Source organism: Luteibacter sp. NPDC104163, assembly GCF_055584245.1.
Genome location: NZ_JBVJMK010000005.1, coordinates 73578 through 100139, shown reverse-complemented (window position 1 = coordinate 100139; position 26562 = coordinate 73578). Strand labels below are relative to the sequence as shown.

General features: G+C 63.9%; 25 protein-coding genes and 2 pseudogenes. 15 read left to right on the top strand and 12 right to left on the bottom strand.

The features are described from left to right. Positions 1 to 475 precede the first annotated feature (475 nt). Both ACZ6YI_RS08345 and ACZ6YI_RS08340 read left to right on the top strand, forming a co-directional pair. Positions 476 to 1128: pseudogene (locus tag ACZ6YI_RS08345) on the top strand (DUF6766 family protein). A gap of 756 nt (positions 1129 to 1884) precedes the next feature. Then, positions 1885 to 3456, top strand: a complete 1572-nt coding sequence (locus ACZ6YI_RS08340) for an ATP-binding protein (RefSeq protein ID WP_465778219.1) — start codon at positions 1885 to 1887, stop codon at positions 3454 to 3456. A gap of 70 nt (positions 3457 to 3526) precedes the next feature. Here the strand turns inward: ACZ6YI_RS08340 and ACZ6YI_RS08335 are convergent, their stop codons facing one another. Beyond that, positions 3527 to 3922, bottom strand: a complete 396-nt coding sequence (locus tag ACZ6YI_RS08335) for a GFA family protein (RefSeq protein ID WP_465778218.1) — start codon at positions 3920 to 3922, stop codon at positions 3527 to 3529. Positions 3923 to 4342: 420 nt separating this feature from the next. On the opposite strand from ACZ6YI_RS08335, the gene ACZ6YI_RS08330 reads away from it, so the two are divergent. The 5 genes from ACZ6YI_RS08330 (at position 4343) to ACZ6YI_RS08310 (ending at position 9482) form a co-directional block, all read left to right on the top strand. Continuing rightward, positions 4343 to 4558, top strand: a complete 216-nt coding sequence (locus ACZ6YI_RS08330; protein ID WP_465778217.1) for a hypothetical protein — start codon at positions 4343 to 4345, stop codon at positions 4556 to 4558. A 549-nt stretch (positions 4559 to 5107) separates the two neighbouring features. Then, on the top strand, positions 5108 to 5287 hold the full coding sequence (locus ACZ6YI_RS08325) for a hypothetical protein (protein WP_465778216.1): 180 nt from the start codon (positions 5108 to 5110) through the stop codon (positions 5285 to 5287). Between the two features lie 318 nt (positions 5288 to 5605). Next, positions 5606 to 5863, top strand: a complete 258-nt coding sequence (locus ACZ6YI_RS08320; RefSeq protein ID WP_465778215.1) for a hypothetical protein — start codon at positions 5606 to 5608, stop codon at positions 5861 to 5863. A 113-nt stretch (positions 5864 to 5976) separates the two neighbouring features. After that, on the top strand, positions 5977 to 6765 hold the full coding sequence (locus tag ACZ6YI_RS08315) for an alpha/beta fold hydrolase (protein ID WP_465778214.1): 789 nt from the start codon (positions 5977 to 5979) through the stop codon (positions 6763 to 6765). Between the two features lie 347 nt (positions 6766 to 7112). Next, positions 7113 to 9482, top strand: coding sequence for a membrane-bound PQQ-dependent dehydrogenase, glucose/quinate/shikimate family (locus tag ACZ6YI_RS08310; protein WP_465778213.1), 2370 nt, complete (start codon positions 7113 to 7115; stop codon positions 9480 to 9482). Between the two features lie 164 nt (positions 9483 to 9646). Here the strand turns inward: ACZ6YI_RS08310 and ACZ6YI_RS08305 are convergent, their stop codons facing one another. From ACZ6YI_RS08305 to ACZ6YI_RS08290, 4 genes are all read right to left on the bottom strand, one after another. Continuing rightward, positions 9647 to 10006, bottom strand: a complete 360-nt coding sequence (locus ACZ6YI_RS08305; RefSeq protein ID WP_465778212.1) for a hypothetical protein — start codon at positions 10004 to 10006, stop codon at positions 9647 to 9649. A 533-nt stretch (positions 10007 to 10539) separates the two neighbouring features. Then, positions 10540 to 11277: a LytR/AlgR family response regulator transcription factor gene (locus ACZ6YI_RS08300; protein ID WP_465778211.1), complete on the bottom strand. Its 738-nt coding sequence runs from the start codon at positions 11275 to 11277 to the stop codon at positions 10540 to 10542. Further along, positions 11274 to 12362, bottom strand: a complete 1089-nt coding sequence (locus ACZ6YI_RS08295) for a sensor histidine kinase (protein ID WP_465778210.1) — start codon at positions 12360 to 12362, stop codon at positions 11274 to 11276. Before ACZ6YI_RS08295 ends, ACZ6YI_RS08300 begins: the two co-directional genes overlap by 4 nt. A gap of 95 nt (positions 12363 to 12457) precedes the next feature. Beyond that, positions 12458 to 12661 carry a hypothetical protein gene (locus ACZ6YI_RS08290; protein WP_465778209.1) on the bottom strand — a complete coding sequence of 68 codons (204 nt, stop codon included), beginning with the start codon at positions 12659 to 12661 and terminating at the stop codon, positions 12458 to 12460. 983 nt (positions 12662 to 13644) lie between these two features. Between ACZ6YI_RS08290 and ACZ6YI_RS08285 the strand changes: the two genes are divergently transcribed. Both ACZ6YI_RS08285 and ACZ6YI_RS08280 read left to right on the top strand, forming a co-directional pair. After that, on the top strand, positions 13645 to 14553 hold the full coding sequence (locus tag ACZ6YI_RS08285; RefSeq protein ID WP_465778208.1) for an alpha/beta fold hydrolase: 909 nt from the start codon (positions 13645 to 13647) through the stop codon (positions 14551 to 14553). Between the two features lie 289 nt (positions 14554 to 14842). Further along, entirely contained in the window at positions 14843 to 15202 is a 360-nt protein-coding gene (locus tag ACZ6YI_RS08280) for a hypothetical protein (protein WP_465778207.1), read from the top strand. 72 nt (positions 15203 to 15274) lie between these two features. On the opposite strand, the gene ACZ6YI_RS08275 is transcribed toward ACZ6YI_RS08280, so the two are convergent. Next, positions 15275 to 15496 (bottom strand): hypothetical protein, encoded by a 222-nt coding sequence (locus tag ACZ6YI_RS08275; protein ID WP_465778206.1) that lies wholly within the window; start codon positions 15494 to 15496, stop codon positions 15275 to 15277. 125 nt (positions 15497 to 15621) lie between these two features. On the opposite strand from ACZ6YI_RS08275, the gene ACZ6YI_RS08270 reads away from it, so the two are divergent. After that, a complete protein-coding gene (locus ACZ6YI_RS08270) occupies positions 15622 to 15999 on the top strand; it encodes a hypothetical protein (RefSeq protein WP_465778205.1) in 378 nt (125 codons plus the stop codon). A 32-nt stretch (positions 16000 to 16031) separates the two neighbouring features. Beyond that, the gene (locus ACZ6YI_RS08265; RefSeq protein WP_465778204.1) at positions 16032 to 16271 is read left to right on the top strand and encodes a hypothetical protein; all 240 of its coding nucleotides are present in this window, start codon (positions 16032 to 16034) and stop codon (positions 16269 to 16271) included. 329 nt (positions 16272 to 16600) lie between these two features. On the opposite strand, the gene ACZ6YI_RS08260 is transcribed toward ACZ6YI_RS08265, so the two are convergent. From ACZ6YI_RS08260 to ACZ6YI_RS08250, 3 genes are all read right to left on the bottom strand, one after another. Further along, positions 16601 to 16813: a hypothetical protein gene (locus ACZ6YI_RS08260; protein WP_465778203.1), complete on the bottom strand. Its 213-nt coding sequence runs from the start codon at positions 16811 to 16813 to the stop codon at positions 16601 to 16603. A 550-nt stretch (positions 16814 to 17363) separates the two neighbouring features. Continuing rightward, on the bottom strand, positions 17364 to 18554 hold the full coding sequence (locus ACZ6YI_RS08255) for a zinc-dependent alcohol dehydrogenase (protein WP_465778202.1): 1191 nt from the start codon (positions 18552 to 18554) through the stop codon (positions 17364 to 17366). 99 nt (positions 18555 to 18653) lie between these two features. Further along, a complete protein-coding gene (locus ACZ6YI_RS08250) occupies positions 18654 to 19148 on the bottom strand; it encodes a DUF6496 domain-containing protein (RefSeq protein WP_465778201.1) in 495 nt (164 codons plus the stop codon). Between the two features lie 218 nt (positions 19149 to 19366). Between ACZ6YI_RS08250 and ACZ6YI_RS08245 the strand changes: the two genes are divergently transcribed. After that, positions 19367 to 19639 carry a hypothetical protein gene (locus tag ACZ6YI_RS08245; RefSeq protein ID WP_465778200.1) on the top strand — a complete coding sequence of 91 codons (273 nt, stop codon included), beginning with the start codon at positions 19367 to 19369 and terminating at the stop codon, positions 19637 to 19639. A 751-nt stretch (positions 19640 to 20390) separates the two neighbouring features. Here ACZ6YI_RS08245 and ACZ6YI_RS08240 read toward each other — a convergent pair. Continuing rightward, positions 20391 to 20897 (bottom strand): annotated as a pseudogene (locus ACZ6YI_RS08240) (DNA polymerase ligase N-terminal domain-containing protein); the annotation flags it as partial. A 1434-nt stretch (positions 20898 to 22331) separates the two neighbouring features. Between ACZ6YI_RS08240 and ACZ6YI_RS08235 the strand changes: the two are divergent. From ACZ6YI_RS08235 to ACZ6YI_RS08225, 3 genes are all read left to right on the top strand, one after another. Continuing rightward, positions 22332 to 23342 (top strand): SDR family oxidoreductase, encoded by a 1011-nt coding sequence (locus ACZ6YI_RS08235; protein WP_465778199.1) that lies wholly within the window; start codon positions 22332 to 22334, stop codon positions 23340 to 23342. Positions 23343 to 23857: 515 nt separating this feature from the next. Further along, complete coding sequence (locus ACZ6YI_RS08230) at positions 23858 to 24328, top strand: hypothetical protein (protein ID WP_465778198.1); 471 nt, start codon at positions 23858 to 23860, stop codon at positions 24326 to 24328. Beyond that, a complete protein-coding gene (locus ACZ6YI_RS08225; RefSeq protein ID WP_465778197.1) occupies positions 24315 to 24731 on the top strand; it encodes a hypothetical protein in 417 nt (138 codons plus the stop codon). The genes ACZ6YI_RS08230 and ACZ6YI_RS08225 overlap by 14 nt, the downstream gene beginning before the upstream one ends. A gap of 28 nt (positions 24732 to 24759) precedes the next feature. Here ACZ6YI_RS08225 and aqpZ read toward each other — a convergent pair whose 3' ends face one another. Then, a complete protein-coding gene (gene aqpZ / locus ACZ6YI_RS08220) occupies positions 24760 to 25494 on the bottom strand; it encodes an aquaporin Z (RefSeq protein ID WP_465778196.1) in 735 nt (244 codons plus the stop codon). Between the two features lie 388 nt (positions 25495 to 25882). Beyond that, positions 25883 to 26515 carry a toll/interleukin-1 receptor domain-containing protein gene (locus tag ACZ6YI_RS08215; protein ID WP_465778195.1) on the bottom strand — a complete coding sequence of 211 codons (633 nt, stop codon included), beginning with the start codon at positions 26513 to 26515 and terminating at the stop codon, positions 25883 to 25885. Between the last annotated feature and the right edge of the window lie 47 nt (positions 26516 to 26562).

Sequence of the window (26562 nt, the reverse complement as noted above, 5' to 3'; positions counted from 1 at the left end):
CTTTCCGCACGCCCGGTCACCGCCGGCTGTTTAACGTTCGCACCCCGGTGGGGGCGTAGCATGCCCGGTTATCGTCCGATCCGGAGGTCCGGGCCATGCTCTTGCCCCTAAGTCCTTTGCCGATACCAAACGTTCAATGGGTGCGCCGGCGCAACCTCTTGCGCCTGATCGATCAGCTGGTCGGCGAGGGGCTTGGCACGTGGCCGGCCATGGCGCACACCTTGTGCAATCTGAGTGGGCCGGCACTGCGCGCGGCTACCCGCGATGGCCGGATTAGCGACGTGCTGGCCAGGGAGATGGAGTGGGCCGTGCAGCGTCCGTCTGGCTGGATGGACGTGCCAAGCCACGACCCGCTGGAAAGATAGCGCCGCCCGGCAGTCGCGGTGATCCTTGGCATCGTCGTCACGACCCTGCCCCGTAGCCTTGCGCGGAATGCGGACGACCCGCTGTGTCCGCCGCCGCCGATGAGGACCCCATGCGCGCCTTCTTCTTTCGCAACGGACTGAGCATCGCGGTGCTCGCGATGATGATCGCCGCCTGGACCGCGCAGGCGATCACCGGTCACGCCGTCTACAATGATACGTTGCTCGAGCACGGTTTGGCCTCCCAGGGATGGGGGGATTACCTGACCGGCGGTGACTTCTGGTCGGCGACCTTCGAGAACTGGGAAAGCGAATTCCTGCAAATGGGTGTGTATGTCCTCCTGACCGTATGGCTTCGGCAAAAGGGGTCGGCCGAATCGCGTCCGATGCCCGGTGAGGAAGAGGCAGGTCCCTCGCCCACGCCCACGCCCACTGCCCAACCGCCGGCCGCCTCGGCGGCGTGGCGCGTCGGCTCTACGCCAACTCCCTGTCCATCGCCTTCCTGCTGCTGTTCGCCCTGTGTTTCACCGGCCACCTTATCGGCAGTTGGCATAAGGTGCTGGCCGAGGCCGCGATGCACCACCAACTCGCCCCGACCTTGGCCGACTACGCGCAGGATCCGTCGTTCTGGTTCGAATCCTTCCAGAACTGGCAGAGCGAATTCCTCGCCGTGTTTTCCCTGGTCGTGCTGTCGATTTTTCTGCGCCAGAAGGATTCGCCGCAGTCCAAAGCCGTTGACGAGCCCGACAGCAAGACAGGCACGTGAGGCACGACGCCCAGATCGCGCCGATCCCCGTGGGCGGACGGTCAGATCGGTAGGTGCCGGGCGCCGCCTAGGCTAGCGCAACCCATGGCCTCCGCCCGCGTGATGTAAGCGGGCGGCTTACATCGCCGGCGCGCGTCGGGCGCTGCCTGTCCGGTCGGCTCAGCCCGGTCGAATAACATGACGACGATGGGCATGCCGGGGTTGGCGCGCCGCGTGCACGTGGCTACTGGCCACGAGCTAGCTAAACCTGCCTAAGCCCAGGCACTCGGTGATCGCCTCCGCCAGGCACGCACGGGGCTCGATCAGGGGCGGCGAGTGCTTGCACATCGCTTGGCGTGGCAGCTGCGGAGTTGGCGCTAACCCGCAAAGAGCCGCGGGCATTCACGGTGGTATGCAGTGTGTCGGCGAAATCTCCACTGAAACCATACATAGCCTGATCAACTCTGGCCGCGGCCACCTTTCCACCTCACCCCCCGTTCGATGGCTACTTTCGACGACCACCGCCCACCGGCCGACGCTATTGTGAACCTAGCCGACGAGCACGATACGGCGATGTGGGCGCTGGTCATGCAGGTGGACTCGCCTGCGCTGCGGCGAGCTGCGGCACGGGTTGGGCCGAATGTGTGGCATCTTTGGGAGGAAATCCGGAGCCACCCACATCGCTATAGTGCACCCTGACCCGTCTCTGTCGATGTACCGTCGAAGCCTCGCCGGTGTATAAACCGACGTTTTTGTCCGACCTTTCTGCGACCCCTCATGAATGTTCCCTCCCCGCGCCGGTCGCCCGGCGAGCCTGATCCCTTACGCGGAAGCGCCGCCCAGTTTGAAAGGCTGGTTCAGGGCGTCGCCGACTACGCCATCTATATGCTCAATCCCGAAGGGATCATCGAGACCTGGAATTCGGGCGCCCAGCGGATCAAGGGCTACGAGGCCGGTGAGATCATCGGCTCGCATTTCTCGCGTTTCTACAGCGACGAAGACCGCGCCGCGGGTATTCCCGAGCGCAACCTCGCCCGCGCGGCACGGGATGGCCGCGTGGAGGATGAAGGTTGGCGCATCCGGCGCGACGGCACGCCTTTCTGGGCGCACGTGATCATCGACCGCATCGTCGACGAGGACGGCACGCTACTGGGATTCGCCAAGGTCACCCGCGATGTGACCGAACAACGCCAGACCGAGCGCGAACTGGCAGAGGCCAAAGAGCAACTGGCGCAGTCTCAGAAGATGGAAGCGATCGGACAACTTACCGGCGGCATCGCGCACGACTTCAACAACCTTCTGATGACCATTCAAAGTGGGGTGGAGCTGCTGCGTACGCGCCTGCCGGACGACGAGCGCACGCGAACCATTTTTGATACGACCCTTGCCGGCGTTGCCCGCGGCGCGCGGCTTACCCAACGCCTTCTCGCCTTTGCACGCCGTCAGGAGTTGTCGCCGACGGCCGTGGACATCACCGCTCTCGTCCACGGCCTCTCGGATCTGATCCAGCCGATGCTCGGCGCGTCAGTTAATCTCGTTGGGTCGCTTCCTTCCGGCCTGCCACCGGCCCTGGTGGACGCCAACCAACTGGAACTGGCCGTGCTTAACCTCATCGTGAATGCGCGCGACGCGACCCCGGAGGGCGGACGTATCGACGTCGCCGCCACGTCCGTCACCTACCAGCGCGACAACGCGCTCGGGCTGCGCCCCGGCACGTACCTCGGCGTCTCGGTGCGCGACAAAGGCCATGGCATGAGCCCGGAAGCCCTGGCGCGGGCCACCGAGCCCTTCTTCACCACCAAGGGCATCGGGAAAGGTACCGGCTTGGGCCTGTCCATGGTCCATGGGCTGGCCGAACAATCCGGCGGGCGTCTGGTCATGGAAAGCGTCGAAGGCCGCGGGACCACGGCCACCATCTGGCTGCCGGCCGCGAACAACGCGATGGCCAGTGGCGCGCCGGCCCAGACGCCACTCGCGGTATCTGGTCTGCGGCTACGCATTCTTTTTGTCGACGACGATCCGCTCGTGCGCGTGACGGTCGCGGCGCTTCTGGAAGATATGGGCCATTGGGTCGTCTCGGCCGACTCGGGGCCCGACGCCCTGGCCCGCCTCGACGAGGGTACGCCCTACGATGTACTAGTGACCGATTACGCCATGCCCGGGATGACTGGCACCGAACTCATCGCCCGCGCGCGCGAGCGCGTCCCGCAGCTCGCCGCCGTCCTGGCCAGTGGCTACGCGGAGGCCGCGATCGACCCCGCACTGGGCGTTGTGCGGCTGGCCAAACCCTTTGACCGTGGAGCGCTGGAAGAGGCGCTTCGCCACGTACTAACGACCTCGACGCGCTAACGGCCAGCTGCTGCGACGCCTGCAAGACAACATCGATCCGTCGAGGAGCACCGAGGCTCACGTGGCCGGCTCAAAGCGCCTGTTGTACGGGGCGATTCTCGGCGTATTGGGGCACCGGCAGCGCCACCATCCACGGTTCGCGTCGCTTGACCCATAGCTCGTACGTTGGGGCAAATAGACCGGGCGAGTCGAAATGACCGGCGTACAGTTCAATTTCCTGCGCCGCATCATCCGCCCATAGGACCACCGCGCCGCACGTGGCACAGGCTTCGCGCCGCCCGGTGGCGCTGTCGACCGCGACCCGCCCACCGCGAATTTCAACATGCTCGGCGGCGAACACCATGAACATCACAAATGGTGCCCCAGACCGCCGCCGACAGTCGGTGCAGTGGCACAACCCACATCGGATCGGATCCCGATGCACGACAAACGACACCCCGCCACATCGGCACTTGCCTCGCTTCATGGTGACCACCTCCGACTTCACGATATCGAGCGGCCCTGTCCGAACAGGAGGCCGCCTTTCCGGGGCGTCGGCTTATCTACGCTCGATACACCGGAAAACGCTGCAAAAAACGCCAGGGTCATCGCGCAGGACTCCGGCCACCTGACTAATCGTAAACGAACGGGCGAACGAGCAAGTTACTCGGTCACTACCCTAACGCGCCTGCGCTATCACGGACAGGGCGCGTCGAAGCTCGTGCGCCGTCGTTTCGCTCGGGCGCAGGCGAAGATGGATCACCGATGCCGAACGGCCTATGCCCAGCGGCAAGACGCTCGTGCCGTTTTTGCGGCAGCGCGGGCACCATGCCCCACGTAAAACGGACGGATGCGCGCGGCCTCCTCCTATGCTCTCGTCCCCTGCTCTTCGCAGTTGCATCGCCAGATGAACCTCCGACGGCTCATCGCCGAACTGCGACGCGAGGGTCTTAAGACCCGGGACGTTCAGGCGGAGGCCATGGGCGTGCTCTCGGCAAGCCGTCTGGACACGATGCTCGCCGGCGCACCGTTCGCCGATGGCCTTGCACGAGAAATCGAGTGGATCATGCATCGTCCTTGCGGCTGGCTCGATCGACCGCACCGCTGCGTCCTCGAGCAATGACATCGGGAGAGCGTCGGGGCGAGCCGATGCGTCCGCGCGTCGTACGGGCAGACCATACCGCCCTAACCCGTCGTGCAAGGGCAGCCGAAGTCCGCCTTTGGCTGCGAAGATCGCCGTGGCCGCCTTCTTCAGACGGCATTTCCCCGCGTCGTTACCCACGTGGGTGCCTTGCCCTACTTCGCTGTCAAGGCGGGAATGGACTCACTAACTGCCAGCTATGGCCGCGAAAAAGTGGCGAGGGGATCGCGAACGCCATCGTGATCCCCGCGCATCCGGGCGCGCGTCCATTCCGAATTCATTGCACACCCACTGACGACGGTGCGAGCGTGCGCTTCGCCGTGATCGACCGGCCGCGCGCAGAAATGCTCCATCATGTGGGCCTCTCGAAACCGCGCGTTCGCGCCAAGTGACCTGCCCCGGGGCGTAAGCTACATCGCCCTCCCGCCCTGAGTGCTGGGCGTCAGGCGGCGGCGTGACGCGAGACGTTCGCTGCGGTGCGGCGAGCTATTCCTCCGCGCGGTCCATCCAGCCGGCAGGTTTACGCATGACGTGTTCGACTTCCCGGGCAAAGATGTCCGGGATCGGCACGCCATCGCTCATGTCGCGAAGAAACCGGCTACCCACATGCAGGGCGCGGGCTTGCTCGCCGGTTCCGCCGATGCCAGATGCGCGGAGGTCGTCCAGGACTCGCGCAAGCTGCCGATGCCGGCACCGCTGGAGTTCCTCTGAAAACATCGCGCTCCCGACCCATCGACCATACGCCGGCTCGCCGTACGACGGAGCGTACACCGCCGTCGCGCCTTGCAGGGCGCATGTACGCGCCGGCGGACGGTGGTTGCATTCCCGCGCGTTGAATCTGCCGCTTTCAGCAATAACGTCATTCGCGAGCTGGGTGGGCCAGCCGGGATCGGTCGTCGCCAGACGCCCATCGTCGCCGTGCCTTGCGACCTCACGTCCGTGAAACCCGGATACACATCGGCCGGCTCGTCGGCGACTAGAGTGGCTTGGGGGTGTCCGGTGACCTGGAATCTCATCGGGAGCAGGCGCGTGTCGTTAGAAAGTATTGTCCACGAGGCCGGCATGCTGGCGACGTCCGTACGCGCTGGTGACAGTGAGGAAGCCCTGTTCCGAGCCACGCGGATTGCGTCGGTGGCCGAAGCCCTCGGACATGGCGAGGTGACCCGCGCGGCGAAGCAGGCCGCACGCTGTCTGTGTCTGGTCGCTCCGGGCGCCGCCCGGCTGGACAGCTGCCTGAACGAGCTCGCGTTGGCCATGGACCGTTTGCCCTCCTTCGGCCTGTATTGATCGGGCATGCCCCACCGCCAGTGGCGCTTCGGCGGTACGTAGGCGCCTGGGGCGGCGACCGCCGAATTTCCCGATGCTGGTTAAAGTGCGCGCAGCGCTGCCGATACAGCGGTATGACCGTCTCCGCGCCACCCCTGCCGATCGTGCTCATCCACGGGTTCATCGGTCACTTGCAGTTCGCCGAACTCACCGGCGATGGCGCAATATTGGCGCCCGATCTGCTGGGTTACGGCCAGCGTCGCGACTGCGATGCTCAAGCCATCACGGTGCTCGGGCAGGTCGATCACCTCATCACCGAAATCAACGCATGGGTAGGGCCCAGGCAACCGGTCCTGCTCGTGGCGCATTCCGCCGGTGCCACGGTGGCGATCCGTCTGGCGCAGCGCTATCCGGCGCGTATCGGCGGCCTGCTGATCGCCGAGGGCAACCTTGCCGCCAGCGATGCCTTCCTGGCCGCACGGCTCGGACCGATGAGCGTGGCTCAGGTCGAACATTGGTTAGACACCATGCAGGCCGATCCGGCGCGCCTGCTCGCCGCCGACGGGGTGCCGGTCAACGCGACGACCCTGACACGGATGCATAGCTGGCTGCACCATCAGGAGGCCGAGGCCTTGCATCGTATGGCCAGGTCCGTGCTCCTGGAGAGCGTGACGCCCAATTATGCGTTAGCGGTCACCACCGTCACTCGTGAGGTACCCACCGGCCTCGTGTTCGGCGAGCGGTCGCCCCACAAGCGTCTGATCGCCGAGCCGGTGAAGTCTACGATCGTCGCTACCATGGTCATGGAGCAGGTCGGGCATTTGCTCCCGCTTGAAGCGCCGAGCGACTTCCGACTGCAGATCGCGACCTTTGCAGCGATGGTGAAAGAACTCGCTGCTGAGCGGTGGAACGCCACGCTCTAGGCCGTCGACGTCTTCTTGCGGATTACGCTCGAGCGTATCCCGTCAGTGGACCGCGCGCGTTGGCCGAATATCGCCTCAATGCGCTCGCAGGAGGGCGATAGCAGGCTGGGCGCGCTGATCTTACCGGGCGATGCCACCCTTGACCCACCTCCCAAGCACCCCGGTTCGACGGCGTCTTGGCATGCTCGCCCGTTAAATTGCCTCGCCGTACATCGCGACGATGAGTCATCGGCTCAGTCGCGTTCCCACGCCGTCCGTGATCGCAAGGATTTACGCCGTCGGGTACGTGCACGAACGCGCGACGCGTCATGCGCTCGAATGGGACCAGGTGAACGTGAGGGCGAACCATGCGCGAATTCCGGTGGATGGGGTGGATCGCCGCGGTAGTGGCCGCAATCCTTGGTGTGGCCTACTTGGGCTTGGGATTCTGGCTGGGCGCGCTCGGCGGCAGCTGGTATTACGCGGCCGCCGGCCTGGCACTGATCGTTGTCGCCCTGACAACACTGTCCTGGCCGCGTTTAGCGCTAGCGGTGTTCCAACTGTTTCTGATCGCCACGCTGCTCTGGACGATCGCCGAGGTGCGGTGGGATGGCTGGCAGTGGATGCCACGGCTGCTCGGCTTTGCCGTGCTGGGAATCTGGCTGGCATGGACGGCAGGTGCTGGAACCGGGCATTGGCGGTTGGCCAGCATCTGCGGCGGCGCCTCGGTCGTGCTCATCGTCGTCATGTTCGGCTTGGGTTGGCGCATTACCCGCGAGCGGTTCCACCAGGACGCCACTGTCGCTGCCGCGTCGCCCGCGAGCGATGCGGACAACGACTGGCGTTACTACGGGCGCACGCCCGCCGGTCAGCGCTATTCGCCCGCGGCGCAGCTGACGCCGGCCAATGTCGCCCAACTCGCACCGGCATGGACCTATCACACCGGTGATGTCATGCGGGAGGGCGAGGATCGGAAAGGACGCGAATTCAACGACGAGGTCACGCCGACGAAGGTGGGCAACCAGCTCTTTCTGTGCACACCCCATCGTCAGGTCATCGCTCTGGATGCCACCACGGGCAAGGAGCTGTGGCGTTTCGATCCGAAGAACGACACCGACGCCAACGAGTATCTGGCCTGCCGCGGCGTGGCCGTCTACACGGATGCCGATTCGAGCATCTGCCCGCTGCGCGTGATCTCCACAACCGCAGACGCCCGCCTGTTTGCGCTCGACGCCCGCACCGGCGCACTGTGTCAGGACTTCGGCGACCGGGGCTACGTGTCACTGACCGACCATCTGGGCAAGGTGCCGGCCGGATTCCACTTCATCACCTCCCAGCCCCTGGTCGTGGGTAACCGCTTGCTGCTGGGCGGATGGATCTACGACAACCAGGCCGAAGGGGAACCCTCGGGCGTGGTCCGCGCCTACGATCCGCACGATGGAAGCCTCGCCTGGGCGTGGGACCTGGGACGTTCGCCGGCGAATGCGCCGCTTGCCGAGGGACAGACCTATACCCGCGGGACCCCCAATGCGTGGGGCACGTACACCGCCGACCCCGCGCTCGGCCTGGTCTACCTCCCCTTGGGCAACGCCACGCCGGACTACTACGGCGCAAAACGCCGCCCGTTCGATGAGACGTACTCCAGTAGCATCGTAGCGCTCGACCTCGCCACGGGGGCGGAGCGCTGGCATTTCCAGACCGTGCACCACGATGTCTGGGATTACGACGTGCCGATCGGCCCAACCCTTGTCGACCTGCCCACGCCGGGCGGTTCGGTCCCTGCGTTGGTGCAGACCACCAAGATGGGCCAGCTCTTTGTGCTGGACCGTCGCGACGGTCGCCCGCTGACCGGCATCACTGAAAAACCTGTACCGACGGAGCCCCATCTTGCCGGCGACCGGTTGTCCGCGACGCAGCCGTACGTCACCGGCTTTCCAAGCCTCGCGCCGCCGGATCTGAAGGAGTCCGACGCTTGGGGCGCGACTCCGGTGGACCACCTGCTCTGCCGCCTGGCCTTCCGACGCGCGCGCTACCAGGGCCAGTTCACCCCGCCGGCCCTGGGCACGGCCATCGCCTACCCTGCCTTCGACGGCGTCGTCGACTGGTATGGCGCGACCGTCGATCCCACGCGACACCTCTTGATCGCCAACACCAGCTATATCCCGTTCACCATGGAGACAATGCCTCGTGCCGATGCGCTGGCCAGGAAGTTGATTCCAGACTGGAAGGGCTGGGACAACGACGGACCGTATCCAAAGCCCAAGGATTTTTCGGTCGGCCCGCAGCACGGCACGCCGTTTGTCACGGTGGTCAAACCGTGGCTCTCCGCGCTCGATGCGCCATGCGCCGCGCCGCCGTGGGGCAAACTCATTGCGATCGACCTGTCGACCCGCCGCATCGTCTGGGAGCGGCCGGTGGGGACCACGCGTGACATGAACGTGCTTGGCCTGCATACCAATGCACCGCTTCCGACAGGCATTTTTTCCATGGGCGGCAATATCGCCACCGCTGGCGGACTCATCTTCATGGGGGCGACCGCCGACGACTACCTGCGCGCATTCGACGTCCGGGACGGCAAGGAGCTGTGGAAGGGTCGCCTGGACGCGGGCGGCCAAGCCACGCCCATCACCTACATCGGTGCCGACGGCCGTCAGTACGTGGTCATCGCCGCCGGAGGGCATGGCGGATTACGCACCCGCAGCGGCGATGCGGTGCAGGCTTTCGCCCTGCCCCGCTGAATCGCTGAGTACGGCCGTTGTCGGCGCCATGTCCCCGGGGCTATGCAGTTATACGACTTCGGACTGGACGGAGTGTGCGACTGGGCCGCTCCGGGCTGCGACAGCCAACCGTATAGCACGTGGATGACGGACGGTCAGCAACGAAACGTCACGCAGGTGGGACGCTACGCGGTCGTGTGGGCGCGCACGTGCAAAAGAAAAGCACTCGCCGCGACGATCGCCAGCAAGATGGCTTCGAATGCAGGAGCACCGGCGGCCGCGCATAGCAGCGCAAGCGTGCTTTCGCCGAGAAGCGCCACCCAATCGGATTTCGCCACTCGCGCCGGTTTGCGGCCGCTGTTGCGAAAATACAGCAGCGCGGTGATGGCGAGCACTACGGCAGGGATAAGAATGGATTCCGGCCGAAAGAACCAAGCGATGATGGCGCCGATGGCCGCCGATACCCCTAACGCGACGTGTAGTTTGGCGTCCGCGCCTCTAGGATGCCTATCCTGCCGGGGTGTTTCCTTCGATTGCGAATCCATGGAACCCTCCATCGCGCCGCAACGACCACAACGTTCGTCAGACGAAATCGCCGCAGCACACACTGAGCAAGTCTTCATGGCGCTCTCTCGCAAATTTCCGGACGGAGACGCTCCAACCGTCGCATGACATGCTCAAACCGTCTTGAACAAAAACCGCGACACGCGCTTGAGCCTTGCGCACCACATCCCTGGGGACCGAAATCGTTTCAGCCAAATCCCGACCTGCGTTGATGGCGGCAGGCGCTCCACGTCACGGCGCGAAAAAAAACCGGAGACGGCTGTCCTTCGTTCGTGGCTCTTCTCGTGGCCGGCCATAGACGCGATGCACGCTTGGCCATTTGGCCACCCTCTCACGGGCTCCCAGCTGCAGGAACGTTGCCGGCGCATTCCGTGAAGTACATGAAGGTTTTTTACAGGCGGTCGGATTGAAGGCCAGGAGGCGAGCGCAAGGCAGGCACTCGGCTGTCGGCCAACGTGAATCCTTTCCTTAACGCTGCACCTTGACACAGGGACGCCTGTTGGGAGATGCACGGTCAACCCATCCCCAAGGCTCGCCGCGCCTGGCCGCTGAACCGCCGACTCAACTGTAAGCGCGTACCGTCCTGCAAGACGACCTCCGCGCCGCCGTGGAACGTCGGGTGAAGCTCGCGGATGCGATCGATATTGACCAGGGTGCCGCGATGAATACGAAGAAACTGCCTGGAGTCCAGCGCGATGGCGAGTTGCGAAAGGGTCTCCCGATGGAGCGCTTCGGCTCCATTTGCGTGGATCCGGACATAGTTTCCATCCGCCCGGACCCAATCGATATCCGGCACAGCGATGACGCGGATGCCTTCGCGCATCTGGACGCTGATGCGTTCCAAAGCGGGCGCCTGCATCGCGTGGGCGCCCGGTCCCACGCCGCGGTGTTGCCGAACCTTGCGCATGGCGTGATCGAAGCGGGCCTGGTCAAGGGGTTTGAGCAGATAATCCAGGGCGTTCGCGTCAAAGGCCTGCAGGGCTTGACCATTGTCCGCCGTGGTAAAGATCACCATGGGCATGCATGACGGATCCAGCTCCTGCAAGTACTCAAAGCCCGTCATGCCCGGCATGCCGATGTCGAGAAAGACCAGATCGGGCTCGAGTGCGGAGACGACATGCCTGGCATCCATGGCGCTTCCGCATTCGCCGACGATTTGCACGTCAGGGTGGCTTGCAAGCGCCTGGCGAACCGCCAAGCGCGCCAACACTTCGTCGTCGACCAGGACGGCCCGGATGACCGGCGAGCTCACGCGCTCACCTCCACGAACGGAAAGGTCAGTTCGACGCGCGTGCCGCCGGACGCCCGCCGTGCTAACCGCATCGTCCCTTCGTCCCCGAACAGTGCGCTCAGGCGCGCGCGGGTAGTCGACAGCCCCACGCCCTCACTAGGTCCACCTGCCGGTAACCCGACGCCATCGTCGTCCACGGTCAGCACGAGAACGTCCCCCAGTCGACGCGATGCGATCTGCAGCGTGCCGCGGTCGAGCTTGGCGAGCAGACCGTGCTGCAGGGCGTTTTCGACGATGGGCTGAAGGATCATGCTCGGAACCGCTGCGTACAGGGTGTCGTCTGCGGCGGACAACTCTGTCGTGAGGCGGTCCTCGAACCGCACCTCCTGGATACCCAGGTAGCATTTAAGCAATTCCAACTCGCTCACCAGGGGGACCGTCTGGGCGTGGCGCTCCTTGAGCGTCAAGCGGAAGAAATCGCTCAGGCGTGAGACCATCACGCGCGCCTTCATCGGATCGGCCAGCGTCAACGCAGAGATCGCGTTGAGCGTGTTGAAGAGGAAGTGAGGCTGGAGTTGCATCCTCAGAGTTTGAAGATGCGATTGCGCGAGTTGAGTTTCCAGGCGCGAGGAGCGCAGCCGCTCTTCGCGCAGGCCCCTCTGGAACTCGATCGACCGCACGATCGCCAGCAACACCCAGTACGTGAACCAACTCAGCCGTGCGTTGTAGGCGAACTGCGTCCGGATATATTCGGCGATGGACATGTCGGCACGGACCTGGGGTGGACCACACAACCACCAATAAACCGCAAGAACGACGCTCACCTGAAGCAGACTGATGATAATGCTAGAAACAAAATGCGCCGACCAGAAGCGTCTGCGCGTCTGTCCGAAGCGGGATGACACCCAGTTCACCACCGGGGTGATGGCCATCCACAGGTAGCCGTTGGTCAGGCTCCAGACCAGGCTGCGGCGCCACGAGGGCGATTCCCCCTCCAGAACCGAGGTAAACGCACTGGTGAGCACGTAAAACAGGGCGAGGGCCGTCCACGCACCGAAAATCGTCCACCGTCCTCTTCCGAGGAACGCCCTTGCGCGCACTGCCATGTTGGTTGTCTCTGTCCGGCCGATGTGGCCTCACCGCCAAGTCTGAGGCGGTGACACCGGTATGGGTAGGTGAATTCCTGCCCTTTTTGGCCTTTTTAGCTGCATGCAGGGCCCTTGCCCATGCCAAAGTCGAGGTCCCATCCGCTTTCGTCGTGAAGGATGGCCACGTGAACCGCGTGACTCGCATTCAGGCGCACGCCTATGCACGCTGCGACATCCGCAGAAGACGCATCGTGGGCGCTGGCGGCCGATGAGAAACCGGCGATGGCGAGCGAGATAAGCAACAGGATACGTTTCACGGGTTGTCTCTCCAGGGCTTTGGTGGATCCAATGTATCCGCGCGCGCGCACCCCGTCGCGCGTGCCGGTACGCCCGGCGGCATCGGTGTGACAAGCGGTATCAGCGATGTGATAAGCGGCGTGGAGAGCAGTTCGCGTCGCGTGGCGTCGCATCGTTGGCGAACGACGATCCTATTCAGCGGCTCAAGAAGCCCGTGGACGGCTTGTGAGGTGGGGAGCCTACGTGGCCGCATTGACTCGTTGGCCTATCGCGGGCCGCCGTAGTGCGGGCCGATGGGCCCGGCCCGGTCGCGTTCCGTCGGAACCGTATCTCCCGGGCGACGGGGCGCGAGTCGGAACCGCCTCGGGGATAAAAAGGCCAGCGACTCTACCCTTCCCGCAGAGCCGCTGGTTGCCTGGAGCAGGCCAAAAGCAACGCACGGCTACTGATGGCCGCCCTGGGATTCTTGCTGCTTGCCGCGTTGATCATTACCGCCCTGGCCGGGTTGGCCCTGCCGTTCATTATCGTCTTGACGTGACTTGTCCGGCTGGCTCGCAGCCCCCTTGCCGGGCTGCCCCGGTTGGTCACCGCCCGATTTCCGGGATGGGTCCTCTTTGCCCGGCTGCGTCTGGGGGGAACCGGGCTGATTCGATTTCTTCTGCCCCTCGTCCGTACCCTGTTGGGCCGCATTCGCGGACGAGGTATCGCGTTCATTCTGAGTGCTCATAGCGCGTCTCCGGAGGTGGAGAATCCATCCTTCGCCGCGGAGCGTGAGGGCGCCGCCTCACCGGCGTTACTGGCGAGTGACGAATTCACAAATGTGATCGGAGAGGCGTTGCCTTGTGTCGGCGTGAGCCATAGGCCTCCGCCCACCCTAGCCGGAGGCTTGCTTTGCGATCTCTTTGCCTCGGGGAATAAAGCGCTCTGGTTTGTCACTGTTACGTCGCACGCGGCGACATGGGCTGCGCGCCCTGCCCAGGGTCCTGTATGACATGATGTGCCGATGACCCCATCAGAAACAGGCCGGGGTTGGCAGCGCGGTACATGCCTCGTCGGCCAGCTACAGATCCATTTCTGGCGATCGGGCGGCCCGAAGCCGCCGCTCGTCGGCCTGCACGGCCTTACGGGGAGCGGCGATTGCCTCTTGCCGACGGCCCGCATGCTGGACGGGTACGACGTCATCCTTCCAGATGCGCGCGGTCACGGCGCGTCGTCTGCGCCGGCATACGGTTACGCGTATGACGACCTGGCCGGCGACGTCGTCGGCCTGCTCGGCGCCCTGGCGTTGGAAGCCCCCGTGCTGGTGGGACATTCCATGGGCGGCCTGACCGCAGCGGTGGCGGCTCGTGCCCTGGGCTCGAGCCTTACTGCACTGGTGCTGATCGATCCCACGTTTATCAGCCCGGCATGGCAGCAAGAGGTGTTCGAAAGCGATGTTGCGGCGGAACACCGCAAGTCGCTCGAGTCGAGCAGGGAAAGCTTGTTGGCTGCGGCACGCAAAAAGCATCCGGCACGTAGTGCTGCGCTTATCGAATATCTGGTCCACGCGCGGCTAAGTACCAGCCCAAACGCTTTTGAGGTGCTCACCCCTCCAAACCCGGACTGGCGAGAGTTGGTACGTGAGCTCTGCGTTCCCACCCTGCTGTTGATCGGCGAGCGTGGCGTGGTATCGCCCGAGACCGCGGGCGAACTCCAAGCCTCCAATCCCCTGTTGAGCATCGAGCACCTTTCTGGCGCGGGCCACGGTATGCCCTACGACGCGCCCGAACGTGTCGCCTCGGCTGTGTCCGCATTCCTGGCAAGCCTCCGCGCCTCCTATCCCGTCTTGGCCTGGACGGCAGGGTGTCCGTTCCCGCGAGTCCCGAGAGTTTCTGTCGACCGGCCCCAAAGACTGGCGGGATGGCCTATGTAGCCATCCCGCCTTCCGCTTCGCGCCGTGCGGAGGGCGAACGCCCCGGAGATTCGTTGGCGAAAACCAGACGCGTCGCCAACCTCGGAGGTCTCCGTCGCGGCCGCCAGCCTCCGACGCCAGCCGGTGGAAAGGTCCAGCCGCCCTGGGCGGCTTCCGGCAAGGCTGTGGCCGCAAGGCGGCAGCCAGACTCGCACAGCCGTTTCGTGGCGTGTGTGTGGCGTGGCCCACTTCAAGAAACAGAGCCTCGCGCCGATAAAGGGCCGTAGCGAATCGAAAGCTCTCCTGTGCCATGACCGATGCTGAAACACCTGCCCTAACGGCCCGCGTTGCCAATTTCCGAGCGCTCTGCCGGGTGCTTGAGCAGCAAGGGCTTCGCGATCCCCACCGCCTCGCCGCCGCGTTCGGTCCGTCCATGCGCCCCGAACGCGTGGGCCTGATCCTGGGCGGTGGTGTGATGCCGGACTATCTGGCCCGTTCGTTGGAACACGTCATGTGCGTCCCCTGGCACTGGCTCGATGAGCGGCAAGCGGACGTGCGGGAAGCGGCCCGTCATCTGCTGGTCGAGAAGGCCCTACGGACGGAGATCCCTCGTCATGCCGCGGAGGCGGCCGAGGTGCTCGTCGAAGCCCCGCTCCTGCCCGAGCGGTGAGCCATCGCGCCCATGCGTCGATGCGGATGCTTTGTACGCGCTCCGCAGTCCCGACGTGCGCCACGGAAGCGCCTAAGGCCGCGCCGGGCTCGCTGCGATGCCCCAGCGTAAAACAGTGGCCTGAAGCGCAGCCGTGATGCTCCGCTCATCGCCGGCGGTTCCGGTGATAGGGACGGACAGCACCATGCCTTCGATTTCCGCGGACCACACAATCTCGCGGCCGAACCACGCATGGGTGACGATGGCCACCAACCGCTTCCCGTGCTCGTCGACGACTTCGATACGCTGTTCCATGAGCTTGCTCCAGGGATGGGGATTGGCGGGCAAGCCATGCGGATAGCTGACCTCCGGCCCCCGGGCTCGTCGGCAGGAAGCGGCTCAAGGTTGCCCCCCGACGAGGTTGAGCGTATCAAAGACCCATGACCGACCCAGCTGCTCCGCTCGCTATTGTCGTCGAACCACATGCGGTCCTGGCCGACACCGTGGCCGACGCCCTCCGGCGGCGCGGCTACGAGGTGCTGGTCGCCACCACGCACACCGGCGGTGCCCACTCCGCGCTTGCCCACGCTGCCGTCGATTTCCTGATCGCCGCCGTCCCCGCCCCAGGCGAAGACCGGTCCGGGGCTTACCTTGCCGATGCCCGCCGGATCAACCCTGCCTTGCGCACTGTGGTGATGCTCTCCGATCCCGACGAGGATGCCACCGAGGCGCCTCTAGGCGCCATCCGTCTGCTGAAACCGTTCACGGCGGGGGAACTGGAGTTGGCCATCGAGCAAGCGCTCGCGGTGCAGCTGTGAGGGCAACATCAGGCCCCGTCCCCTCTGACTCGGTGTCCGTTACCCTGCAGGCCCGCCGTTGGGCCAATCTGCGTCGGCTTCTCGCCGAACTCGAAGCGGACGGTATCGAATCCACCCTGATGATCCACCAGGTGCTCGGCCTTCGCGCAGGCGTCCTGACAAAACTGCATAAAGGGGCGGAGATCTCCGATGCGATGGCTCGGGAACTCGAATGGGCCATGCACCGGCCCGGTGGTTGGCTCGACCGGGGAGCCAACGAGCCTGACGTCTAGCCAGCGTCCTCGTTCAACAGAGGCGGTCGTGGACCGCGAGCAGCTATCGGCGCTCGCCCGGGGAGGCCAGCGGCGCGTTGCGCTCCCTCAGCTTGGCAGTCCGGCGCGATGGCGGCGCGGGATGAGCACCACCTTCGTGTGCGGCCACCCCGCTCGCGAGCGACACACCGCCGACGCGAGGGATGGGTCGACATCCGCCGGTACGGCTGGGAACGGGTTCGCGCGAGCGCCGCTTCGGCGTCCAGCGCCGAGGCAATTGGATACGGACGCCATCCCGCACTGGTCCGTAAAGGTCGCTGTGCGACCCGATCTTCCTCCGGGCCGGTGAGTTATTCGCGGACCACGTGCCAGCTGCCAGCCGCATCTTCCTGAAGGACGGTGACCTCGTCGCCCATGTCCTCCATGATCCGTGCGCGGTTGCAGGCCGCATGCAGCGCAAGCAGACCGTCGGTGTACGACTCGCCATCCATGCCGTTGATCGACACATGCCAGGACCGCGAGTTGTGGGCGGGATACATGATGTAAATGCGTACCTGCGCCATGAAACACTCCGAAGCTCAAGGCCCAAGCGCGAGGGACCCTGCACAGAAAAAAGCCCCTGATGGACAGGGGCATGAGTGTGGAACGGCGGGGGGTGGGAGGGGCCGTACCACGCCATCATCGTTACAATCGCAAGGTCATCGTTTCGTGAGGGCGGTCGTCGCGGGAGCCGACGCGTCGTCCGTAGCCGTCCCGAGGCGCGGGCCACGCGAGATGCGTGTGCAGGCACGCCGTGTTAAGTCGAGTTGTAAGAGCCGCGCGGCCGGGTGATAAGCAAGCTATACCTCTCCCGACGCCGCCACGCTGCCGACAAGCAGTTACGACCGGGTCCCGTCCTTGCCCCGACGCCGCTTTGCGCCGTCCGCCTAAGCCAGCTGGACCTCCGATGTGTCAACGGCTAGGCCCTCGCGGCCCAGAACGCCACGCCAATCGCCGCCGCGGCGATGAGGGCGACAATCAACACTGCGACCGCTAACTTGCCCAGAACCGAAACGCCGACTGCCGTGGGCGTCTCGTCCCCCCTTCCCTTTCTCTTCGTCAGCGGCGACACCCTCACTGCGCAGGCTCGAGTTCCACCTTGATCCATCCCGGTTGGCGCTTGTCGAACTGCTCATACGCGCTGATCGCGTCGCTAAGTGGCTCCCGGTCAGTGAGGATAAGGGTGGGCGTGACCTGGCCGCTGCGCACCAGTTCCACGAGCATGGGCACGTACTTCCGGTGGTTGCAATTACCCATGCGGATCGTGAGGTTCTTATTCATCGCCGCGCCAATCGGGAACAGGTTATCGGACGGCGGATAGACTCCAATGATCGCGACCGTGCCGGCCTTCGCCACCGCATCGACCGCCCACGCCAACGACTGCATGGGGCCATCGCCGGCCTGGAAGCGACCGGCATGATCACGCGCCCCGGGCGACGCGTCGTGGGCGGTTTCACGCGTGTTCGTCCCCTGCGCGGGACCGCTATGGGCATGCTCCGCGTCCACGCCCACGGCATCGATCACCGAATCCACGCCGATGCCGCCGGTCAGCTCCTTGAGGGTCGCGACCGGGTCCTCCTTGGCGAAATTGATGACCTCGGCGCCCTGATTGCGTGCCATTTCCAGCCGGTCCTCGTGTTGATCGATGGCGAACACGCGCCCGGCTCCGAGCAGTTTGGCGGAGGTGATGGCGAACTGGCCGACCGGGCCGCATCCAAACACCGCCACGGAATGGCCCAGTTTGATTCCTGCGAGGTCGGCACCGAAGTAGCCGGTCGGGAATATATCGGAAATCAGGATCGCCTCATCGTCGCTGACTTCGTCCGGCAGTCCCACCAGATTGACGTTCGCGAAAGGCACACGGACCTTTTCGGCCTGCATCCCATGGAATCCGCCAGCGTCCTTTGGTCCACCGTAAAAGGCCGTGCCCGGCCCGTTCGGGTTCGCGTTGTCGCACTGCGCGTAATAGCCCTCCCGGCAATACGCGCAATAGCCGCAGGCGATGGTCGATGGAATGACGACACGGTCGCCCACCTTCAGGTTACGGACACCCGGGCCAACAGCTTCGACAACGCCGACACCCTCATGGCCGAGAATCGTGCCCGGCTCGACACCGGCCATGGTCCCGCGGATGAAATGCAGGTCCGTGCCGCAGATCGCCGAACTCGTGAGGCGAACGATCGCGTCGGTGTCCGCCTCAAGCGTCGGTTCGGATACCTCGTCCAGCCGAATATCGCCTGGGCCGTGGAAAACGATAGCTTTCATAGGTCAGCTCAACATGGAACGGGCAGCTCGACCGGCCCCCGTCCCCGGTAAAGGGAAATGATCGAATCCGGCGCGAGTAACGCGCCTAGCTCCGCTCGATCAGGATTTTGCGCGCGTCCGTGCCGCTTTCTTCGCAGCGGTCTTCCGACCGGCGGCGCCTTTCGTCCGCGCGGCCTTCTTCGCCGCTGCACTCTTCGATGCGGCGGGCCGCTTGCGTGCGGCCGACTTTCCCTGACGCGACAAGGCGGTCTTGCTCGTCGATGTCTTGCTGGCACTCTTCAGGGCCTTTTTGGTCGCCGTCGAGCGTTTCCTGGAAGCCTTCTTCGCAGCGGCTTTGCGATGGGAGGCGGCCGTATCCTGCGCGGCCTTCTTCCGTGTCGCTTTCTTCGCGGTCTTCTTCGCCGGGGCCTTCACACCGTCCCGGCGAGCCTTCGAGAGACCGATGGCGATGGCCTGCTTGGCGGACTTGGCGCCGTGCTTGCCCTTCCTGACGTGCTCGATTTCCTCATGGACATATTCGCCGGCCTGGGTACTGCCTGATTTTCCAGCTCGCTTGGCGGCGTGGGATTTCGTCCTGATCTTTTTCTCCGGCATGCTCATGACTCCGGTGGCGGTCGAAGCATCGTTACCTCCTAACGTCGCGCATGCGCCGTCACGTGCTCGTCAACGACGCGGCTTCCGCGCGAACTGGACCGTGGGTGCGCCGTCGAGTGGGAACAAGGCCGGCGCCTGGAAAGGCAAGCCTTTTCGGGGCGCGGTGGCCGCGGTCCACGTTGCGGACTAGGATTGGGACTTGGCACCGGGACTCGGTCATGACGCTCGAAGATGTGATTGCTACCGCGACGCACCTGGCCGCCGCGGTCGAAGCGGGCGACCATAGGAACGCGCGCCGGCTGGCCGTCGACGTCGCTAAGTTCGCTGGGAGCGCCGAACTCCAAACGGTAGCGCAGGCGGCGCAGCGCGTGGTTGATGCCTTATCGGAAGACCCGACTGAACAGGGCGACCTGGGCCTGGCCATGATCGTGCTCGCCGACGAGATCGCGCTGCTGATCGACGTCGCGCACGACCCCGACGAGGAAGGCTAAAATTCCGATCTCATCTGCAGCGGAGCGGCAGATTGGCCGGGATCACGTTGGCAGATCTCACAGTCTCCGCTGCCCTCGCGTCGGCATGCGTGAGCATCGCACGGCCCCGGTACCTCCCCCCGATTGCGCTGTTGTCCCTGTAATCGCGGACGACAGGTCCTCCCGCCTGCCCTGACAGGCAGGCGGGACCCTGGTCCAACTTAGTCCTGCCGACCGGCATCGCTACTGATGCGCTGGACCGTCCGGCCAGGGAATAGAATGCCACCGCCGTGGCCACGCAGCCGTTGGGCGGGTGACCGACATCGACCCGGCCGGCCAGACCGACCCGACCGGCCTTCGAGGTCGCCGAAGCAAATTCGAGGGGTGAAGCACCTTCAGCCCGTCCGCGAACCCCGCCCGGTCGAGGGCACGACCACGTGCAGCCCTTAGCCCCGGTGGAGCGCATGAAGCCCTCTAGGTTTAGCTTTGCTAGTATCGCGCCTCGAACGCAAAGTGGCTCTTAACCCGCGCCCCGCCCACCGGCGGACCCGGATCGAAATCGAACACCAGGCGCTCGGGTGTGCAATCACCGGGGGCCGGCGCTGGGCGTTTTCTTAGTCGCGCGCTTCGGGCGATCGGGCGTGGCCTGCGACGGCGCGCGGTACGCTTTTGCGCTCGGCGGCGACTTGGACGAGCCGGCCAGTTTCTGAGCCACTGCCCTGGCGCCACCGCTTGTGCCTGCCGCGCGCTGCGTGCTGCGGATCATTTTTGCGCTGAGAAGGTCATCCGCTTCAACGTCGCCAGCATAAGCGTCCTTGGCCTTGACGAGAAACCAGTTGGGTTGCCGCTCCTTCTTATGTCCCCGAATTAAATGCCACCGGCCGCGCAGGCGTCCTCCGAAGAGCTCAAATTGCAGGTGTCCCTTCACGATTGCGGCCTCCGGGTCGCCCAGGCACACCCACGTGCCCGTATCGAACAGGTCGACATGACCCGCTCCATAACCGTCGGGTATGTCGCCTTCGAACGACGCGTAGGACAGGGGATGGCCCTCGACCTCAACCGCAAGCCGCTTCACCGACGGATCGAAGCTAGGGCCCTTGGGAACGGCCCATGATCGAAGCACGCCGCCGACCTGCAATCGGAAATCGTAATGTCGCCGCGATGCATGGTGCAATTGAACGACAAAAATGGCGCAACCGGACGTTCTGGCGATATCGTCCGGTTGCGGCTCGGGCGTGCGGCCGAAATCGCGCTTCCTCGCGTACTCCCGCATCGTCATGGCCTTCCCCGTGTCGGAAAACCGTTCAAATCGCATTGGCCGTATGATGTCCCTGTCAACGAGACCTAATGGCGCGCTCACTTAAGCGTGAATCTAGTTGGTCGGCAAACAGATCGCCGGGCGCCATCGGGTCGCGACCCATTCACAGGCACGATATGCAGACGCGGACCGCATTAACCGCGCGACGGCACCGTTGTTGGCGTCGGCGCAGTGTTCATTGAACCCCGCAGCGAGGCTCCGAACTGGCGAGGATCGGCTGCAAACCGGTCCCCGCCCCCGCTGATGTCAGCCGGTCCTTCGGACACCCACACGACCGCGCGAACGACCGCATGGCGGACGTGCCCTAAGTAAGTCACCAGCCGCCCACGCCTCTCGGCGAAGCGGACCAGCTTGCCCCCGGGATCGACGGGAAAACAGCGAAAGCCGGGAACGCGGAAAGCGTCTCACAGCCTTGGCGGTGGGGAAAAGAGACGCTGTTCGCAAAGCAAACGGTTCCGACCGCAATCCGCGAAGTAGGCCCGCGCTCGATCGTCCAGCGGGTTATCACGGCATGTACCCGTCGAGCCGTAAGGGGGGGGCGAGCAAGACCAGCACGCGTATTGGGGCCAAGATTCGCCTCGCACTTCAGGGAGCGGGCCATCACCGTAGTCAAATAGAGATGGTTGCCTCATCTAGGCAGCACGGGACTGGCCCTCAGTCGCAGTTCTGCCTCGGATTGCCATGCCCACGGGTCATACGCCATGAGTGTTACTTGTACGTCAGCTGCGCGGGACCGGCGAGGTACTGACCCAGCGGGGGACCATGCAGCACGCGCCAGGATCGGCCACGTGCCGCCGACGCCCGCATCCGTCGTATACCTGCGCAGCGAGTGGGCGACCGGAGTCCGTCGGCGTGCTTAAGGTAAGAGGTGTCTTGGCCAAGATGGACAATGGCGAGCTTTACGACGCGTCCTCGCCCATGACCTCCGCGAGCGGCGCGCCTGCGTCCCATCACGACACCACGAGGCTGCCCACGCACCCTGCCCTTCAGCCAGGCGCTGAGCGTGTCGGCAAAAATCGGCGAGTGCCAGAAAATCGTCCAGGGTTTCAGGTGCGGCGGTGGTCGCCTTTCGGACCCGTTCTGGCAGAGCAATGTCCTCGTGCATCCCGGCGTGCAACGCGCAGCGAACCGTCGCGAGGACCGCATCGGCCTCAGGCGGCCGCGACGCAGGGCTAGCCGCCAAGACAGGCGTTTCCATGTCTGGGGCGACTACCTTTCCACGCGCATCATGATCCCGCACCGATGGGCTCCGGCATGACAGCGCTGCCCACCACGTCCCCTTGGCGCTACCGATCACGGGCCGACGCCGCCTTCACATATTTCGCGTGACGAAAACGCCTCGTCGACTTATCGGGAGGCAGTCTTGACCCCTCGTCGAACTCGAGGAAGCCTCCTATGCCCGTCGACTTCTCCCCGGCACGCCGCCGCCTGGTGCAGAACGTATCGCTCGGCGTCACCGCCGCGGCGATCGCCGGCTCCACGTTTTTCACGCCCAGCGCGGCCGCCGCCGATGACGCACCCGTCCGACCCTTAGGCGATCCGCGCCAAGGTCATCCAAAACCGCCTTTCTCCGCACAAAGCCAGCCGTGGCCCGGTTTGGCCAGCAAAATGAACCCGCGGCCGGATCACGGCGAGACGAGCTACAAGGGAACCGGGCGACTCGCCGGGCGGAAGGCGCTGATTACAGGCGGTGACTCTGGCATCGGCCGTGCAGTCGCCATCGCCTACGCCCGCGAAGGCGCCGATGTCGCCATTAGCTATTTGCCGGATGAAGAAGCCGATGCAAAGGAGGTGATCGAGCTCATCCGCGCTGCGGGCCGCAAGGCATTAGCGTTGCCTGGAGACATTCGCAATGAGGCCTGGTGCCAGTCGCTGGTTCAGAAAACCGTCGAGGGGCTCGGCGGCCTCGATATCTTGGTGAACAACGCCGGGCGACAGCACAGCTTCGATTCGATCCTCGATATCACCACCGAATACTTCGACTGGACGGTGAAGACCAACCTCTACGCGATGTTCTGGATCACGAAAGCTGCGGTGCCTCATCTGGCGCCGGGCGCAACCATCATCAACACCGCGTCAGTGAATGCATACAACCCCTCGAAGTACCTGCTCGACTACGCCATGACGAAGGGTGGGATCATGATCTTCACCAAGGGTCTGGCGAAACAGCTGGTGGAGAAGGGCATCCGTGTAAACGCAGTGGCGCCTGGCCCATTCTGGACGCCCTTGCAGGTGTCCGGTGGGCAGACTGCCGAGAATCTGAAGAAATTTGGTGGCGACACGCCCATGGGCCGCCCCGGCCAGCCCGCAGAAATCGCACCAATCTACGTACACCTCGCATCGACCGAGGCGAGCTACGAGACAGGCCAAGTGATCGGTGCTGCCGGCGGCACCGGTATCCCTTGACGTCGTAGGGCGGGATGGCGAGCGGTCCGTCTATGGCCGCAGGGAGCTTTGGGCGCCCCATCACGGCACCGAAAAAGAATAAGTGTGTTCATCTCTAGGTACCAGCCGCCTAGGCGCCACTAGAAGTAACACGCGTTTCGTGGCACGCGATATGGACGCTCCCGCAATTAGCTTTGCGGCTTTGGGCTCAGTCATCTAGCTCGTGCTCAACACGTGAGCGTTCGTCGCGAGCACCGGACACGCTCGCCTCGCGGACCTCGGAGCGGCAGGTAAGGCGCCGGACCGGGTGTCACATGGCCTGGCTGCTCGCGGTAGTAATCGCGTCGCGAACCGTCGGGTGAACGCTTAATAGTGTCGCGAACATGCAAGGCCACCCCTGCGGTTCGCGACTCAGTTAGCTTAATTTTCCAAGGGTCTCATGCGGTTGGCGAGGACGGAGCGTTCGCGACGCCATTAAGAGCACGCCGACAGGCGACTCCCCTATGATGCGCCTCTCTTCTTGGACAGAGGCCAGCATGGACGATTCATCGCCATATATCGACGTCGAGCGCCCGCGATATTCTTTTCCGGGGTTCGGGTCGACCGGGCATTGTTACCTCAAGGCGCGAATCCGCCCAGATTCCATCGTGGTCCTCTGCGCACAGCTGATCGACTATCACGGAACGTCGATAACCAACGGTCTCGAAGCTATCCGGGATTCCCTGATTACGGACTTGAAGGCGTCCGGCGAGCTCGCGCAATTCAAGGGCGTGGCTTCGCCAAGGCAAACGCCTTATCCCTATAACGTGTACGAGCGTCTCGCCTGGATTGAGCATTACCCAGCCGGCACCAGCCTCGGCGGGGATGAGACCTTCGCGTATGTCAGATTTCACGGCGATAGTCCTGCCTGGAGCTACCTTAAGGTCCGCCAGATCGCCGACCTATGCCATGTGCCGGAATCCTTCTTCAAGGTTTCGCCTGGGGAGCTGGTCTATGCCGGCACTTGAAGCCAATGCCTATCGGCTTCGCGTCATTCAGCTACTTGTCCACGAGATCCCACATCGTGCACTGGCGCAAATCATCGATTCCGCCCAGGGCTTACGAGGCCATTTGGCGGAGTTTGAAGTGCAGCGGATGATGACTAATCTTCTTTCGTTACATCTTCCGTCGCCGGAGCTTGTCGATTGGAATGTGGCCCTGAAGCACCCTGCCCTTGCGGAAACGAAGTACGTCGCACGTCCGGCGATGTCGTCTGCGGATGGTCAAGTCTCATGCTACGCATGGGAGATCTTGCCATTAGACCAGCTTCGCAGCGATACGAATTATGATGTTCACTTTGAAGCGGTGATGTCCGGAGCCGTCCTTCAGACCAGGCGGCCGTCACTTGCGTGCGCATCCGTTGAACGTTGAAGTGCAGACCTTTCCCAACCTTGCTCGCTCAACGCGGCCTTTCGTCCGTCCCCTCGATGTTCTCGCGCGGCTCGGGCGCCAGTTCCAGAAATGCCCGATGGGCCAGCCCGCCCGCGATGCCTCCGAGCAGCGGCACTACCCAGAACAGCCATAGCTGGCTCAGTGCCCATCCACCCTGAAACACGGCTACGCCGGTGCTCCGTGCGGGGTTTACCGAGGTATTGGTGACAGGGATCGATATCAGGTGGATCAGGGTCAGCGCCATGCCGATGGCTAGCGGCGCAAAACCGACAGGTGCGCGCTTATGGGTGACGCCAAGGATCACAACGAGGAAGAAGGCTGTCAGCACGAACTCGGTCACCGCCGCCGCACCGAGCGAGAATCCGCCCGGTGAATGCTCACCGTAACCGTTGGTCGCGAAACCCAACGCAACGTCAAAGCCCGGCTTACCGCTCGCGATGATCAGTAACACGCCGCCGGCCGCGATGCCGCCGAGCACCTGGACAACGATATAGGGGACCACGTCGCGCGCTGGGAATCGGCCGGCGGCGAAGCAGCCCACGGTCACCGCCGGATTAAAGTGCGCCCCGGAGATGTAGCCCACGGCGTACGCCATCGTGAGCACGGTCAACCCGAAGGCCAGTGCGACTCCCAGGAAGCCGATGCCAAGCGTTGGGAACGCCGCGGCGAGTACTGCGCTTCCGCAGCCGCCAAGTACGAGCCAGAAGGTTCCAAAGAATTCGGCGAACAGTCGCTTCGACATGACATTCCTTCTTCTGGTGATGTGGACACCGGGTTCCACCAGAAGTACAGAATCTTCTGCCACGGAAAGCTATGGACAAAACACGCGAACCGGCTCAGTAGAAATACTCAACCGCCTCATACCCTGCAATGATGCCAAGCGCCTTATGCCGATCGCAGGCTGATGACGGCCTTCCGGAACAGCTCGCGAAGCCGGGCATCGCCGCTGATGCCACTATCCACGGCATCCATTCGGATTTGTCTTAGCTGCGTTCTGCACTTCGGCAGTGATCTCGTGCTGCGACTCTTCAATCATCATTTTAAACTCCGAATCCAAGCCTCATAGTGCTTTCACATCGATCGGGTCGTAGCGCATATGTGAGCCATAGAGCGCGGGCAGAACTCATCTCTCAAAGCCACGGATGAAGCGACGGGGTTGGGTGTCCAGGGTTGATCGTGCGCGGACTTTGCGGCGCAAGTTTGAATAGTGTGTCTGTGAGGACTGGAAGGTTCTTGCGTCGTGCGTGGGGGCTGCGGAAATCCATCCAAAGTTTATGCTGGAGTCCTACGGGTATTGTGCAGTCGTCTTTGACAATTGGTATGACTTTAACCCTGTGGTCGTCTATTTCCTGGCTCATGGCTTGTGCTAGCTCTTTCCTTACCCACTCGGATCGAACCGAGTGCTTGGAGAGGACTGCCAAAAGCAGTGATGAGGTGGTAATTGACGACGAGAGCCTTTCGGCGAGGGGCTGGCCGGCCAAAAGATCGGCTTCATCTAGCCACGTGCTGATGCCGTGCCGTTTAAGTTGATTGCTTAGAGATCGAACGAAGGGCTTGTCCTTGCTGCTGTGGCTAAGGAACACGGTCAAGCCACCCAGGCGGGCGTTCCGAGCTGCGGACATCGAAGCCATGAAATCATCAAGCGCACTCAGCTCATATTCGGTCAAGCTGGACACAAGCTTTGCTGTAACCCAGTTCTGTTCGCTGCGCGACAAAGTAGCGAAATACTCAATACCTGCACCGAGGTTGCTCGCCGCATGCATAGGTCAGCTCCTTCCAATGCGCAAATATGTGGAATGAACATCAGCGA